The sequence below is a fragment of the Rhodococcus sp. JCM 9793 genome, from assembly GCF_055380405.1.
In genome coordinates this window covers 3,146,147-3,161,319 of the sequence record NZ_AP043721.1, presented here as the reverse complement: position 1 = coordinate 3,161,319, position 15,173 = coordinate 3,146,147, and the positions used below count along the sequence as shown (strand labels likewise).

12 protein-coding genes are annotated in these 15,173 nt (G+C 66.4%); 7 read left to right on the top strand and 5 right to left on the bottom strand.

Translation table 11 applies throughout. From position 1 onward, the window contains the following. Positions 1-16 precede the first annotated feature (16 nt). Positions 17-1,072: an aa3-type cytochrome oxidase subunit II gene (ctaC, locus tag ACZ46K_RS16695; RefSeq protein ID WP_464743684.1), complete on the bottom strand. Its 1,056-nt coding sequence runs from the start codon at positions 1,070-1,072 to the stop codon at positions 17-19. Between the two features lie 311 nt (positions 1,073-1,383). Here ctaC and asnB point away from each other — a divergent pair, with 311 nt between their 5' ends. Continuing rightward, on the top strand, positions 1,384-3,309 hold the full coding sequence (asnB, locus tag ACZ46K_RS16690) for an asparagine synthase (glutamine-hydrolyzing) (protein ID WP_464749355.1): 1,926 nt from the start codon (positions 1,384-1,386) through the stop codon (positions 3,307-3,309). Between the two features lie 70 nt (positions 3,310-3,379). Here asnB and ACZ46K_RS16685 read toward each other — a convergent pair whose 3' ends face one another. Together ACZ46K_RS16685 and ACZ46K_RS16680 are read right to left on the bottom strand one after the other, a co-directional pair. Then, entirely contained in the window at positions 3,380-4,348 is a 969-nt protein-coding gene (locus ACZ46K_RS16685; protein WP_054806292.1) for a carbohydrate kinase family protein, read from the bottom strand. A gap of 160 nt (positions 4,349-4,508) precedes the next feature. Next, positions 4,509-4,859, bottom strand: coding sequence for a HesB/IscA family protein (locus ACZ46K_RS16680; protein WP_054806293.1), 351 nt, complete (start codon positions 4,857-4,859; stop codon positions 4,509-4,511). A gap of 155 nt (positions 4,860-5,014) precedes the next feature. Here ACZ46K_RS16680 and ACZ46K_RS16675 point away from each other — a divergent pair, with 155 nt between their 5' ends. The 3 genes from ACZ46K_RS16675 (at position 5,015) to ACZ46K_RS16665 (ending at position 7,939) form a co-directional block, all read left to right on the top strand. Then, entirely contained in the window at positions 5,015-5,680 is a 666-nt protein-coding gene (locus ACZ46K_RS16675; protein WP_054810591.1) for a DUF3043 domain-containing protein, read from the top strand. Positions 5,681-6,107: 427 nt separating this feature from the next. After that, on the top strand, positions 6,108-7,178 hold the full coding sequence (gene cobT, locus ACZ46K_RS16670) for a nicotinate-nucleotide--dimethylbenzimidazole phosphoribosyltransferase (protein WP_054806296.1): 1,071 nt from the start codon (positions 6,108-6,110) through the stop codon (positions 7,176-7,178). Further along, positions 7,178-7,939 carry an adenosylcobinamide-GDP ribazoletransferase gene (locus ACZ46K_RS16665; RefSeq protein ID WP_464743681.1) on the top strand — a complete coding sequence of 254 codons (762 nt, stop codon included), beginning with the start codon at positions 7,178-7,180 and terminating at the stop codon, positions 7,937-7,939. The genes cobT and ACZ46K_RS16665 overlap by 1 nt, the downstream gene beginning before the upstream one ends. A gap of 61 nt (positions 7,940-8,000) precedes the next feature. On the opposite strand, the gene ACZ46K_RS16660 is transcribed toward ACZ46K_RS16665, so the two are convergent. Next, positions 8,001-9,107, bottom strand: coding sequence for a branched-chain amino acid aminotransferase (locus ACZ46K_RS16660; RefSeq protein ID WP_464743679.1), 1,107 nt, complete (start codon positions 9,105-9,107; stop codon positions 8,001-8,003). Positions 9,108-9,139: 32 nt separating this feature from the next. Next, on the bottom strand, positions 9,140-10,240 hold the full coding sequence (gcvT, locus tag ACZ46K_RS16655; protein ID WP_464743677.1) for a glycine cleavage system aminomethyltransferase GcvT: 1,101 nt from the start codon (positions 10,238-10,240) through the stop codon (positions 9,140-9,142). A 130-nt stretch (positions 10,241-10,370) separates the two neighbouring features. Between gcvT and ACZ46K_RS16650 the strand changes: the two genes are divergently transcribed. The 3 genes from ACZ46K_RS16650 (at position 10,371) to lipB (ending at position 15,134) form a co-directional block, all read left to right on the top strand. Next, a complete protein-coding gene (locus ACZ46K_RS16650) occupies positions 10,371-11,882 on the top strand; it encodes a leucyl aminopeptidase (RefSeq protein WP_464743675.1) in 1,512 nt (503 codons plus the stop codon). A 310-nt stretch (positions 11,883-12,192) separates the two neighbouring features. Further along, positions 12,193-14,244, top strand: coding sequence for a 2-oxoglutarate dehydrogenase, E2 component, dihydrolipoamide succinyltransferase (sucB, locus tag ACZ46K_RS16645; RefSeq protein WP_464743673.1), 2,052 nt, complete (start codon positions 12,193-12,195; stop codon positions 14,242-14,244). 110 nt (positions 14,245-14,354) lie between these two features. Beyond that, complete coding sequence (gene lipB / locus ACZ46K_RS16640; protein WP_464743671.1) at positions 14,355-15,134, top strand: lipoyl(octanoyl) transferase LipB; 780 nt, start codon at positions 14,355-14,357, stop codon at positions 15,132-15,134. Positions 15,135-15,173 lie beyond the last annotated feature (39 nt).

Sequence of the window (15,173 nt, the reverse complement as noted above, 5' to 3'; positions counted from 1 at the left end):
TTGTCGATGAGAGGTGTCACTCGCCCGCAGCGACGCTCGCCGAGCGATCCGTGCGGTCGGTCTTGAACGGGTGGGTCGTGATCGCGATAGGCGACTCGCCGATCGCTTCGAGCGCCTGGGCGTTGGTCAGACCCTCGCCACCGTCCTCGACGGGCTTACGCAACTCGATGTAGTCCGCGAACTTCTCCGGGGACACAGCGCGCACCTCGAAGTTCATCATTGCGTGGTAGGTACCGCACATCTCGGCACAACGACCGACGAAGGCACCTTCCCGCTCGATCTCGGAAATCTGGAACACCGGGTCGGAGTTGTTGTTCAGCGGATTCGGGTTCACGTCACGCTTGAACAGGAACTCGGGGACCCAGAACGCATGGATGACGTCCGACGATGCGAGGTTGAACTCGATCCGGTTGCCGGTCGGGAGGACCAGGACAGGGATCTCCTCCGTGGTGCCGACCGTCTCGATCTTGTCGTAGTTGAGATACGACAGATCCGAGACGCCCACGCCGTGGATGGGGCCCGGCTTGGCATGGTGGTCGCCCGACTCCGGATCGAACGGCTCGGACTCCGTGGCTTCCTCCGCTACCTGATCCGCACCGTCGTAGACGGATCCGCCCATGTCGACGGTCCGGTAGCCGAACTTCCAGTTCCACTGGAACCCGGTGACGTCGACGACGACGTTGGGGTTTTCATCCTTCTCCAGCACGTAGTTCTGGACGACGACTGTGAAGTAGAAGAGGACACAGACCGCCACGAAGGGCGCTGCGGTGTAGAGCAGTTCGAGCGGGACGTTGTATGCCGTCTGCCGCGGGAACTCCGGCGAGTTCTTCTTCTTCCGATGGAAGAGAATCGTCCAGAACATCAGGGCCCACATGAGGATGCCCATGACGAGGGCGGCGAGAACCGACCACGTCCACAACTCGCGCATACGCTCGGCCTGGGGAGTAACACCCTCCGGCCAGCCGAAACGAAGAACTTCTTCGCTCGAGCACCCCGTCAACACCAAGGCTGCAATGCCGAGTGATGCTGCGAGCCCGAACCGCCGAAGGATCCGACCTTGCGCCACGTTCACGCCTTCCTGATCGCCGCAATTCCATCAGGGCACACCCGTAGGGCAGACCCAATTACTACGCAGCGTAGACCAAAGCCGACCACTATCCATCCTCGGGGCACGAAGATCGTGTCGCCTCGGATGGGTCGGCCGGATGCAGTCGCGGGTGACGACGTGTTTTGCGCGATCCCGATGACGAACTCGATCGGAGATCTGCGGCATACTCCACAGTGACCAACGTCGGATCCCGGTTCAGAGTTCCCGCATCCACGCGTGCTGTGAACGCCATGGGATCGACTCATCTCCCGATTGGAATCGAGGTACCGGACTCCGTGTGCGGACTGCTCGGGTTTCTGACCAACGAAGGCACCAGCGATGACGCCGTATCTCGCGTCGGCGACGCACTGCACTGCCTGCGCCACCGCGGACCGGACGAACACGGCACCTGGTACGACGCCGACCTCGTTCTCGGCTTCAACCGTCTGTCGATCATCGACATCGCGCATTCTCATCAGCCCCTGCGATGGGGACCGTCCGAGCAACCGGACCGGTACGCGCTGACGTTCAACGGGGAGATCTACAACTACCTCGAACTGCGCAAGGAACTGGCCGACGAGCACGGCGCGACGTTCGCAACCGAGGGCGACAGCGAAACGATCGTCGCGGCGTACCACTACTGGGGCGCCGACGCGGTGCGCCGGTTGCGTGGCATGTTCGCGTTTGCGATCTGGGACACCGAGACGCGCGAACTCTTCCTCGCACGCGACCCGTTCGGCATCAAGCCGCTGTTTCTCGCCACGGGGTCGGCGGGCACCGCGTTCGGCAGCGAGAAGAAGAGCCTGCTCGAGCTCGCCGACGTCATCGGCATCGACACCGAACTCGACGAGCGGGCGATCGAGCACTACACGGTGCTGCAGTACGTACCGGAACCCGAGACCTTGCACCGCCGGATCACTCGTCTCGAGTCCGGCTCCTACGCCCGCGTACGACCAGGGTCCGAGCCGGAGACGACCCGCTATTTCACCCCGACCTTCCCGGTGCGTCCGTTCGCAGTGGGACGTGAAAAGGATCGCTACCGCGAGATCGCCGAGGCGCTCGAGGACTCGGTCGCGAAGCACATGCGCGCTGACGTCACGGTCGGTTCGTTCCTCTCGGGCGGGATCGACTCGACTGCCATCGCGGCACTGGCCAAGCGACACAACCCGAATCTGATCACCTTCACCGCCGGCTTCGAGCGCGAGGGCTATTCCGAGGTGGACGTTGCGGCGGAATCCGCGGAGGCCATCGGGGCTCGGCACATCGTGAGGGTCGTCTCCCCCGCCGAGTTCGCCGCGGCGATCCCGGAGATCGTCTGGTACCTCGACGACCCGGTCGCCGACCCTGCACTGGTGCCGTTGTGGTTCATCGCGCGGGAGGCACGCAAGCACGTGAAGGTGGTGCTTTCGGGTGAAGGCGCCGACGAGCTGTTCGGCGGCTACACCATCTACCGCGAACCGCTGTCACTGAAGCCGTTCGAGTACCTGCCGTCGCCGTTGCGTCGCGCCGCCGGGAGACTTTCGGACCGGATCCCCGAGGGCACGCGGGGCAAGAGCCTGCTCAACCGAGGGTCGATGCCCCTCGAGGAGCGGTATTACGGCAACGCACGCAGCTTCAACGACGCACAACTACGCTCGGTGCTTCGTGAGTTCCGGCCGGAGTGGACGCATCAGGACATGACCGCACCGATTTACGCCCAGTCCGCCGGGTGGGACCCGGTTGTACGTATGCAGCACCTCGACCTGTTCACTTGGCTTCGCGGCGACATCCTCGTCAAGGCCGACAAGATGACGATGGCGAACTCACTGGAGCTGCGGGTTCCGTTCCTCGATTCCGAGGTGTTCCGGGTGGCATCTCAAGTGCCGCTGGATCAGAAGATCACGAAACAGACGACGAAGTACGCACTTCGACAGGCCCTCGAAGGCATCGTTCCTCCGCATGTGCTGCATCGCGCGAAGCTCGGCTTCCCGGTTCCGATGCGCCACTGGCTCGCCGGAACCGAGCTCTTCGACTGGGCACACCAGGTGATCACCGAGTCCCAGACCGATCACATTCTGGACAAGGCGGCGATCACGAAGATGCTGCACGCACATCGTGAAGGCCCGATCGATCACAGCCGCAGATTGTGGACTTTGCTGGTGTTCATGATCTGGCACGGCATTTTCGTGGAAAAGCGCATCGTGCCGCAGATCCAGGAACCTGCCTACCCCGTCGAGCTCTGACTCGGCATCACGCACACAACGACGGTGACACCCCACCTTCGGGAGGGGCGCCACCGTCGTTGTCGGTCCGTCAGAGAATCGCAGCGATCTCGTCCGAGGCAACGGTGCCGTACGCATCGGCGAGACGTTTGAGTGCGTCGGCCCGGTCGAAGACCCATTCCTGCGTACCGGTCGTTTCGAGAACGTGGACGGCAACGAGAGACCCGAGCTGTGCAGCACGCTCGACGCTGAGCCCGGCGCGGTGGCCGAGGAGGAAGCCGGCGCGGAACGCGTCGCCGACACCGGTGGGGTCGACCTTGGCGCGCTCGGGCACCACACCTACTTGGACCCAGTTTCCGTCGGCGTCGACGATGCGGGCGCCGTCACCTCCGAGGGTCGTGATGCGCATCCCGACCTTGGCGCGGATCTCGTCGTCGGTCAGCCCGGTCTTCTGCTTGAGCAGGCCCCACTCGTATTCGTTCGTGAACAGGTACTCGGCGCCGTCGATGAGTGCCTCTGCCTGCCGGCCGTCGAGCCGGGCGAGCTGCTGTGACGGGTCGGCGACGAAGGGGATGCCGAGCCGACGGCACTCCTCGGTGTGGCGGATCATCGCGTCGGGATCGTTCGCGCCGATCAGCACGAGGTCTACTCCGTGCTTCTCGACGACGTCGGCGAGGGAGATCTCTCGGGCTTCCGACATCGCGCCCGGGTAGAACGAGGCGATCTGCGCCATGTCCTCGTCGGTAGTGCAGACGAACCGGGCCGTGTGCGCCGTCTTCGATGTATGGACTGCACCACAGTCGACACCGTGCTGCTCGAGCCACCCGCGGTACTCAGCGAAGTCGGCGCCCACGGCCCCCACCAGCACCGGTGCACCACCGAGGACACCCATGGCGAAAGCGATGTTGCCTCCCACGCCGCCGCGCCGGACCACGAGGTCGTCGACGAGGAAGCTCAGCGAGATGTGTGCCAGCTGATCTGCGAGCAACTGCTCCGCGAATCGGCCGGGGAAGCGCATGAGGTGGTCGGTGGCGATGGAGCCGGTCACGGCGATGGTCACGTGGAAGAGCCTTTCCGCGGAGTCGAGATCTGGGAAGTCGAGATTCGGGACTACGACAATCGATATGGCGCATCGAGCGACAGCCGCAGCGGTCCCACGGTACCCGGCAGATACGTCAGGGCCCCGGCACGGTTACGCGCCGGGGCCCTGACGGTCGAACTCAGTTGAACGAATCGCCGCACGCGCAGGACCCTGTGGCCTGCGGGTTGTCGATCGTGAAGCCCTGCTTCTCGATCGTATCGACGAAGTCGATGGACGCGCCCTCGACGTAGGGAGCACTCATCCGATCGACGGCGAGGCTCACGCCGTCGAAGTCGACGGTGAGGTCGCCGTCGAGGGACCGATCGTCGAAGAACAACTGGTAACGGAGGCCGGCGCAACCACCGGGCTGCACAGCGATGCGCAGCGCGAGATCGTCGCGACCCTCCTGGTCGAGAAGAGCCTTCGCCTTCGCGGAGGCAGCCTCGGTCATGATGACGCCGTGGGTGGCGGTCTCTTGCTGGACAGTCATGGGCGCTCCCTGTCGTTCGAATTCAACCCGGATGAGTCAACGGTACCGCGCGGGAATCTATTCCTCATACATGAGTTGCTCACATTCATCGCATCTCGGGTCCACTCCGGCGCGCAGTTTTCCGGTTCTCCGCAGTATCCATATAGCCTGAAAGAGTGAAGTTGCTACGCCGCGGTGGTTCCGACGACTCCGACAAGCCGGAGGTGTCCGTATCCGAGGCTCCCTCCGAGGTGGATACGTCCGCCTCGAAGGTTACCGAGGGCAAGGGGCGCCCCACACCCAAACGACGCGATGCCGAGGGCAAGCGTCGCGGCCCGGTGGCTCCGGCTCCCCTCACAGCCAAGGAGGCGCGCGCACGTCGTAAGGCGGCGCGTAAGTCCAAATCGAAGGACGAGCGCAAAGCAGAGTCCGCGCAGCGGCGCTCCGACGCGTCCGAGCGCCGCAACCGCATGCTGGCCGGCGAGGAGAAGTTCCTCCTCCCCCGCGACCGCGGTCCCGTGCGCGCCTACGTTCGCGACATCGTCGACAGTCGACGCAATCTCGTCGGTCTGTTCATGCCCCTCGCGCTGGTGCTCATCATGACGATGTTCCTCGGGCCGGTCATCCAGCAGTACGTCACGCTCGCGATGTTCGTGATGATGCTGCTGATGGTGATCGAAGGCATCTACCTCGGTCGGATGGTCAACAAGAAGGCCCGAGCGCGATTCCCTGATTCCACCGACGGCGGCTTCGGGCTCGGCTGGTATGCGTTCGTGCGCGCATCGCAGATCCGGAAGTTGCGGGCGCCGCTTCCTCGGGTCAAGCCCGGCGACGCAATCTGACCGGACCCCCGAGGTATCTCAATTGTGCGGTGCACCGCGCGATTGCAGCACGACAGGCAACGACTCGGCCGCGGAATCTGCGCCACTCGGCGCGTGAGACCGTGGCCGTGTCGCGTCGGCGGGACGGAAGTAGTTGTAACGCATCGATGCTCGGCGCACCCAACGGGGAGTCCCGGAGTGTACGCGACGGGCGATTTCCAGACCGCCGGCGATTACCGCCGGCACGACCACGACCAGAACGAGTTCCAACATGGTGTCGATTCTTCGCACCGGCATCGTGCGTCGACAGTGGCAGAAACGACAGATGTCGTCGTTTTTCTGCCAGCGACGCTGTTGATACCGTCTAGCCGGTGAAGACCCACGTGAGAGGTGACCTGTGAGCAGCGATCCCACGCCAGTACCGCACGAGACGGCCGATCCCGCCTACATCGACTTTCCCGCCATCGTCGCCCCGGATCGAGAGATCCACCTGCAGGCGGAGGCGCGGCAGCGGGATCTCACCAAGCCGGCCGGGTCGCTGGGTCGGCTCGAGGAAATCGGCTGCTGGGTGTCGTCGTGTCAGGGAGAGGTCCCACCCCGCCAGTTCCGACAGCCACGAGTGGTGGTCTTCGCGGGTGACCATGGTGTCGCACGAACCGGAGTGTCGGCGTATCCGCCGGAGGTGACTGCGCAGATGGTCGCGAATCTCGTCGCCGGTGGCGCCGCAGTGAACGTGCTGGCCGCCAATGCCGGTGCTCAGGTCAGAGTCGTGGACATGGCGGTGGACTGCGACACTGCCCCCGAGATCTCGGCCCACAAGATCCGTCGGTCGAGCGGGTGCATCGACCGCGAGGATGCGCTGACCCACGAAGAGACGATGCGCGCGATCGCCGCCGGCCGCGCGATTGCCGACCGCGAGGTCGACGAAGGCGCAGATCTCCTGATCGCAGGCGATATGGGAATCGGCAACACCACCCCGGCAACCGTCCTGATCGCCACCCTGACCTCGACAGAACCGGTAGCAGCGGTGGGTCGTGGAACCGGTATCGACGATGCCGGATGGATGCGTAAGGTCTCTGCGATCCGCGATGCGATGAGGCGGGCACGCCCGTTCGTGAAGAACCCCGTCGCGCTGCTGCGGACCGCCGGTGGTGCCGATCTCGCCGCGATGGCCGGGTATCTCGCACAAGCGGCGGTACGTCGTACACCCGTGGTGCTCGACGGGGTGGTCGTCACCGCGGCAGCGATGCTCGCGGAGGAACTCGCGCCCGGTGCGCGCCGCTGGTGGGTTGCGGGGCACCGGTCGTCGGAACCCTCTCACAGCGTCGCCCTCCGTCACCTCCGGCTCGAACCGATCGTCGAGTTCGACATGCGACTCGGTGAAGGATCGGGCGCCGTCACCGCGGTGCCCATCCTCCGGGGTGCTGTCTCCATCCTCGCGAACATGGCCACCTTCGCCGAAGCCGGCGTGACGACCCGTGACGCGGCCGACCCCCACGCCGAACCCGCAGACAGCTGATGCGTCGTGTTCTCGACGGTGTCGCGTTGGCACTGTCGTGGCTGACCATCGCACCCGTGCGCGGTCCACATGACGTCGACCGGGCAGTTGCTGGTCGTGCAATCGGCGCCGCGCCCGTCGCCGGGCTGGTCCTCGGCGGTACAGCGACGGCGGTGGCGTGGCTGGCCGCCGTTGCGGGGGCGAGTGCGGCGATCATCGGATTGGTCTGTGTCGGATTCCTTGCCCTCGCGACCCGCGGTATGCACATCGACGGCCTAGCGGACACCGCGGACGGTCTGGGCTGTTACGGCCCTGCCGAACGTGCCCGGGAGGTGATGAAATCCGGGGGCGCCGGCCCCTTCGGAGTGGCCACGTTGGTCGTCGTACTCGGCCTGCAGGCCACGTCGTTCGGTGTACTCGCCGACGCGGGTTCGTGGGCAGCGATCGGATTCGCAGTCGCGTTCGGCCGGGTGGCGGTCGTGCCGGCGTGCAGACGAGGACTCCCCGCCGCCGACGGCAGCGGATTCGGAGCACTCGTAGCCGACTCGCAGGGGCCCGTGAGGATCGGGATGTGGAGTCTCGTCGCGTCGGCTGCCGCCGCCGTGTGCGTTCCAGGGCCCCTGTGGCTCGGCCCGGTCGCGGTGGTCGTGGCACTGACGCTGTCGTGGTGGTTCGTGAAGCACTGCGTCACCCGGTTCGGTGGTCTGGTCGGGGACGTGCTCGGTGCGACGACCGAAGGGTGCGTTGCCCTGCTCGCCATCGTTGCCGCGTGTGCCGTCTGACGTTCCGGGTGAAAGTGGGCGTGCCCGTCATCGACGGACACGCCCACTCCTCATGCCTGACTCATGCGCGCAAGGTCGTCATCCACCCGTGTGTGTCGGCGAAAGTTCCGCGCTGAATTCCGGTCAGCGTGTCGCGCAGCGCCATCGTGATCGGTCCGGGCTCTCCACCGGCGATGCTGAACTCACCGTCGCGGTCCTTGACGCTCCCGACGGGCGTGATCACCGCAGCCGTGCCACACGCGAACACCTCGGTGATCTCGCCGGAGGCCGCTTTCTCACGCCATTCGTCGGTGCTGATGCGCTGCTCCTCGACCGACAGACCCGAGTCTGTCGCGAGCGTGAGCAGTGACTCTCGGGTGATGCCCGGCAACAATGAACCCGACAACGCGGGGGTGACCAGGCGCGCGTCAGGACCCGACCCGTACACGAAGTACAGGTTCATGCCGCCCATCTCTTCGACGTACTTCCGCTCGATGGCGTCGAGCCACACGACCTGATCGCATCCCTGATCAGCGGCATGCGCCTGCGCGACCAGCGAGGCTGCGTAGTTGCCCGCGAACTTGGCAGCACCCGTACCACCCGGTGCGGCGCGGACGTATTCGCGCGAAAGCCACACGCTCACCGGCTTGACCCCGCGCGGGAAGTACGCGCCGGCGGGAGACGCGATGAGCAGGTACTTGTACTCCGCCGCGGGACGAACCCCGAGAGCCGGCTCGGTCGCGAACATGTACGGCCGAAGATAGAGCGATGATTCACCGCCGGCCTCGGGGACCCATTCGTGATCGATATCGAGCAGTTCGGTGATCGACCGCGCGAACAGTTCCTCCGGCAGGTGAGGCATCGCGATGCGGTCGGCCGACCGGTTGAACCTCGCCGCATTGGCATCGAGGCGGAACGACGCGATGCTGCCGTCACTCTGCCTGTACGCTTTGAGCCCTTCGAAGATCGACTGGCCGTAGTGCAGCACCATCGCGGCGGGATCCAGCAGGATGGGCGCGTACGGCTCGACCTTCGCGTCGTGCCAGCCGGTGCCCTCTGTGTACGTGATCGACACCATGTGGTCGGTGAAGTACCGGCCGAATCCGGGATCGGCCAGGATTTCCTGGCGCCGCTCCGCGGAAGTCGGTGAGGGATGCGGGACGCGAGCGAATTCGAGGACACCTGTCATGAATGACAATGGTAACCAATCGTCTCCGACGCCTACTTGGTGTGGTCCTCGACGAACGGCGGAGCGACCACCTCGGCACGAAGCGAGCGGCCACGCACGTCGACGCTCACCTCGTCGCCGGCTGCCAGCCCGGCGTCCGTGTCCAGCAGGGCGAGTGCGATTCCGATCCTGAGCGTCGGTGAGAAGGTACCCGAGGTAGTCTCCCCCACTGCCGCACCGCCCTTCAGGACCGTCTGTCCCTGCCGCAGGACTCCGCGATCCAGCGCCTTGATACCCCACAGGCGACGCTTCGGACCCGCTTCCTTCTCTTCGAGCAGGGCGTCCCTACCCCAGAATTCCGGCTTCTTCCAACCGACGGCCCAGCCGGTGCGGGCCTGCAGCGGCGAGATCGCGAGCGACAGTTCGTGCCCGTGCAAGGGGTACCCCATCTCCGTGCGCAGGGTGTCGCGGGCGCCGAGACCGGCGACCTGCCCCCCAGCGGCACGCACCGCGGTCTCCAGCGCACGGAACAACGCCTCGGCGCCGCCCCAGGTCGGCAGGACCTCGAATCCGCGTTCGCCGGTGTACCCGCTCCGGCACACGCGCACGGGTGTGCCGTTCCAGTCCGCGTCCACGAACCCCATGTACGAGATGTCCGTCGGCAAGCCCAACTCCGTCAGGATGTCGGCGGACTTCGGGCCCTGCACCGCCAGGACTGCGTAGTCGCGATGCTGATCGGTGACGGTGATGCCGTCGGGTGCCTTCGCGACGAGTTCCGCGACCACCGCTGCGGTATTCGCGGCGTTCGGCACGAGGAACAGGTCCTCGTCCGAGACGTAGTAGACGATGAGGTCGTCGATTACACCGCCGGATTCGCTACAGCACAGCGTGTACTGCGCCTTGCCGGGCCCGATCTTCGTCAGGTCGTTGGTGAGGGCCGAGTTCACGAACTCTGCCGCACCCGGCCCCACGACCGAAGCCTTACCCAGGTGGCTCACGTCGAACAGACCCACGCTCTCGCGGACCGCGGCGTGCTCGGCGACCGTGCCCGCATAGGACACGGGCATCTCCCAGCCACCGAACGGCGCGAATGTAGCGCCGAGTTCGACGTGAACGGCATGGATCGGTCCCCGCTGCAATTCCTGGTCACTCATGTGACATGAGGTTAGTCGACCCGCTTCGCGACGAGGCCCAGTCCGGCCACGCCCACGACATCTCCGCGCGATCACTAACATCGGTCGGGACCACCGTGTCAGTCACCTTCACCTGCCTAGGAGTTGCCCAGTGAGCGCACCGACCCCGGAGTTGCCCGACCTCGTTCTCGCCGGCTCGGTATCCAAGCGAGCCGACGTACTCGTCGTCGGACTCACATCGTCCGACGGAAACCCCGAGGTCCTGCTCGCTGACGGCGTGATCGACGAAGACGTGCTCGCGAGCATTCTCGATGCGGTGCAGGCCGTCGGAGCCACCGGTCGTGCCGAGGAGATCACCCGAGTGCCCGCGCCCGCCGAGCTCCCCGTCGCGAGTGTCGTGGCCGTCGGACTCGGCGCCGCCGACAGCATCGACGCCGAGCAGGTACGTCGCGCGGCCGGCGCTGCCTCCCGCGCGTTGGCCGGTGTGACCACCGTGGCGACCACCCTGTCGGCCGTCGACCTCGGTGCTGCCGCGGAGGGCTTCGCACTCGGCGCGTACACCTACACCGAGTTCCGCTCGGAGAAGTCAGCGCCGGGCGCCGACAAGAAGCCGCCGTCCCGGATCGAGCTGCTCGTCTCCTCGCCCCGTGACCGCACCGCCAAGGCCGCGTTGGTCCGATCGACCGCGATCGCGGAAGCGGTCGCGACTGCCCGCGAGTTCGTCAACACTCCGCCCAGCCACCTGTACCCGGCGTCGTTCGCAGAGCGCGCGAAGACTCTGGGCGAGGCAGCGGGACTGAAGGTCGAGGTACTCGACGAGAAGGCCCTCGAGAAGCAGGGCTTCGGCGGCATCGTGGGTGTCGGCAAGGGTTCGTCGCGCCCCCCGCGGCTCGTGCGCCTGTCGTACGCCTCGAAGAAGCGCAAGGCCCCGAAGGTCGCGCTCGTCGGCAAGGGTGTCACGTTCGACACAGGCGGCATCTCGATCAAGCCGGCCGCCGGCATGGAGGCGATGACCTCCGACATGGCAGGCGCCGCAGCCGTCGTCGCGACCGTCGTACTCGCCGCGAAGCTGGGGGTTGCCGCCGACGTCACGGCCACGGTGCCGATGGCCGAGAACATGCCCTCGTCGACGGCGCAGCGTCCCGGCGATGTCCTGACCCAGTACGGCGGCACCACCGTCGAGGTGATCAACACCGACGCCGAGGGCCGGCTGATTCTCGCCGATGCAATCGTGCGCGCGTGCGAGGACAAGCCCGACTACCTGATCGACACCGCGACGCTGACCGGTGCGCAGATGGTGGCGCTCGGTACTCGCACGCCCGGTGTGATGGGCACCGAGGAGTTCCGCGACCGGGTCGCGGCGCTGTCGCAGGAGGTCGGGGAGAACGGCTGGCCGATGCCGCTACCGCGGTACATGCGCGCGGATCTCGAGTCGCGCGTCGCTGATCTCGCGAACGTCAGCCCGAACCGGTGGGGCGGCATGCTCACCGCAGGTCTGTTCCTCGAGGAGTTCGTCGCCGAGGGCGTGCAGTGGGTCCACATCGACGTCGCCGGCCCGGCCTTCAACACGGGCGGCCCGTTCGGCTACGTGGGTAAGGGCGGCACCGGTGTACCGGTGCGCACGATGCTCGCCGTGATCGAGGACGTCGCAGAACACGGATGACGACAGTCGCCCATCGATGCCGCGAGTTCGGCACGGCCGTCCTCCTCGAGACTGGTGGGACGGCCGCGTGGGGCCGGACACACCGCGAAAGCGGTGTGAGCAGATCCGCCCCTCGTCGAACATGAGCCGGGGACGAGTGCAAGGATGGTTCCGGGCGTGCCTCCTCCGGTATCGGCCCAAGAGAACACCTGAACCAACCGCACGAGTCCCCGGCCTCGAGCACAATGGGAGCGCGACCACACAATGGTCGACACCCACGAGTCGGTACAACTCAACACACCCGAACACAACCGTCGAGGAGTCAACAGACATGGCCTTCTCCGTCCAGATGCCAGCGCTTGGTGAGAGCGTCACCGAGGGAACTGTCACGCGATGGCTCAAGCAGGAAGGGGACACGGTCGAAGTCGATGAGCCGCTGCTCGAAGTCTCCACGGACAAGGTCGACACCGAGATCCCGTCCCCCGCTGCCGGCGTGCTGATCAAGATCGTCGCTCAGGAAGACGACACCGTCGAGATCGGCGGCGAGCTCGCGCAGATCGGCGAGGCAGGCGAGTCCGCAGGTAGCGCACCCGCTCCGGCAGCTGAGACACCTGCCCCCGCTGCAGCACCCTCCGCAGAGACCGCACCGGCCCCCGCTGCTGCAGCACCCGCCCCGGCAAGCAACGGTGCGGGCACCCCCGTCACCATGCCCGCGCTCGGCGAGTCCGTCACCGAAGGCACAGTCACCCGATGGCTCAAGGCCGTCGGCGACGAAGTCGCAGTCGACGAACCCCTCCTCGAAGTCTCCACCGACAAGGTCGACACCGAGATCCCGTCCCCCGTCGCCGGAATCCTCACCGAGATCTCCGCACAGGAAGACGACACCGTCGAAGTCGGCGGCCAGCTCGCCGTCATCGGCTCCGAGGCGCCCGCAGCGCAGCCCGCGGCAGCACCCGAACCGACTCCGGCACCTGCCGCCGCTACCCCCGCTGCAGCACCGGCGGCGGAAGCCGCTCCTGCCCCCGCCGCTGCAGCACCCGCCCCGGCAAGCAACGGTGCGGGCACCCCCGTCACCATGCCCGCGCTCGGCGAGTCCGTCACCGAAGGCACAGTCACCCGATGGCTCAAGGCCGTCGGCGACGAAGTCGCAGTCGACGAACCCCTCCTCGAAGTCTCCACCGACAAGGTCGACACCGAGATCCCGTCCCCCGTCGCCGGAATCCTCACCGAGATCTCCGCACAGGAAGACGACACCGTCGAAGTCGGCGGCCAGCTCGCCGTCATCGGCTCCGAGACGCCCGCAGCGCAGCCCGCGGCAGCACCCGAACCGACTCCGGCACCGGCCGCACCGGCACCGGCTGCTCCGGCCGCACCGGCACCGGCACCGGCACCGGCACCGGCACCGGCACCGAAGGCTCCGTCGGCACCGTCCGGCGACGCAACGCCGTACGTCACTCCGCTCGTGCGCAAGCTCGCTTCTCAGCACGACGTCGACCTGTCGACGGTCAACGGCACCGGCGTCGGTGGGCGTATCCGTAAGCAGGACGTCCTCGCAGCTGCCGAGGCGAAGAAGGCTCCGGCAGCCGCTCCCTCCGCTGCCGCGGCACCTGCGGCGACGTCGTCCGGAGTTGCTCCGGGTGTGCGCCCCGAGCTCGCCGGCCTGCGTGGAACCACGCAGAAGGCCAACCGCATCCGCCAGATCACCGCGACGAAGACTCGTGAGTCGCTGCAGAACACTGCGCAGCTCACGCAGACCTTCGAGGTGGACGTCACCAAGATCGCACAATTGCGCACCCAGGCGAAGAAGTCGTTCGCCGAGCGTGAGGGCGTCAACCTGACGTACCTGCCGTTCTTCGCGAAGGCCGTTGTCGAGGCACTCAAGGTGCACCCGAACATCAACGCGTCGTACGACGAGGCCAAGAAGCAGATCACCTACCACGCGGCCGAGCACCTCGGAATCGCCGTGGACACCGAGCAGGGCCTGCTCTCCCCTGTGATCCACAACGCCGGCGACCTGTCGCTGGGGGGGCTCGCACGCGCGATCGCAGATATCGCCGAGCGCTCGCGCAATGGTGGTCTCAAGCCCGACGAGCTCTCCGGTGGCACCTTCACCATCACGAACATCGGTAGCCAGGGCGCCCTGTTCGACACCCCGATCCTGGTTCCGCCGCAGGCCGGCATGCTCGGGACGGGTGCGATCGTCAAGCGCCCGGTTGTCGTCCAGGACGAGACCGGCAACGAGTCGATCGGTGTGCGGTCGATGTGCTATCTGCCGCTCACCTACGATCACCGACTCGTCGACGGTGCCGACGCCGGACGATTCCTCAAGACGATCAAGCATCGTCTCGAGGAGGGCGCGTTCGAGGCCGATCTCGGTCTGTGAACCATGTAGCGCAGCTGTAGCTACCGAACCCGTGTGACCGGAGGCGGGGGTGTCGTCGACCCGACAACACCCCCGCCTCTGCTCTGCGTCGAGGCGTACTGTCGACACCTATGAGCGATGCCACGTCCTCCGCACGTCTCGATTCTGCGCCGGTCGTTGTGGCGCAGCTGGGCCTGATCGGTTATCTCGAGGCCTGGGAGCGTCAGCGTGAACTCGCCGCCGAGCGCGCCGACGGCATCGGTGCCGACACCCTGCTGCTTCTCGAGCATCCACCCGTGTACACGGCGGGCAGGCGAACCGAAGACTCGGACCGCCCGTCCGACGGCACCCCCGTCATCGACGTCGACCGCGGCGGGAAGATCACATGGCACGGTCCCGGTCAGCTCGTCGGCTACCCGATCGTCCGGCTCGCCGAGCCGATCGACGTCGTGGATTACGTCCGGCGGATCGAGCAGGCACTGATCACGGTATGCACCAGCATGGGTCTGGTGTGCGGGCGCGTCGAGGGCCGCTCCGGGGTGTGGCTGCCCGCGGAATTGCGTGACGGGCGGTGGCTGGCCGAACGGAAGATCGCAGCGATCGGCATCCGAGTGCAACGCGGTGTCGCGATGCACGGGTTCGCCCTCAACTGCGACTCCGCACTCGACGCCTTCGATTCGATCGTCCCGTGCGGCATCCGCGATGCCGGAGTCACGTCGCTCACCGGCGAACTGGGCCGCGACGTGACGGTGCACGAGGTCATTCCGACAGTGGCCGATGCGGTCATCGCCGCGCTCGACGGCCGACTTCCGGTCACCGAGTGCAACATCGAACGGGTCACCTTCGAGCAGTCCGTATCGGTTGCTGCACCGAACCCGACCGCGCCGGAGTTCACTACTCACCGGTTCTGACATGTCCACACCCGGAAGAAGTTTCACCGGATGCTCGGG

Excerpts from the sequence above, each read along its gene's own strand:
- ACZ46K_RS16680 (WP_054806293.1), bottom strand. The coding sequence starts at position 4,859 with ATGACTGTCCAGCAAGAGACCGCCACCCACGGCGTCATCATGACCGAG.
- ACZ46K_RS16665 (WP_464743681.1), top strand. The coding sequence starts at position 7,178 with ATGCGTCGTGTTCTCGACGGTGTCGCGTTGGCACTGTCGTGGCTGACC.
- ACZ46K_RS16660 (WP_464743679.1), bottom strand. The coding sequence starts at position 9,107 with ATGACAGGTGTCCTCGAATTCGCTCGCGTCCCGCATCCCTCACCGACT.
- gcvT (WP_464743677.1), bottom strand. The coding sequence starts at position 10,240 with ATGAGTGACCAGGAATTGCAGCGGGGACCGATCCATGCCGTTCACGTC.
- sucB (WP_464743673.1), top strand. The coding sequence starts at position 12,193 with ATGGCCTTCTCCGTCCAGATGCCAGCGCTTGGTGAGAGCGTCACCGAG.
- lipB (WP_464743671.1), top strand. The coding sequence starts at position 14,355 with ATGAGCGATGCCACGTCCTCCGCACGTCTCGATTCTGCGCCGGTCGTT.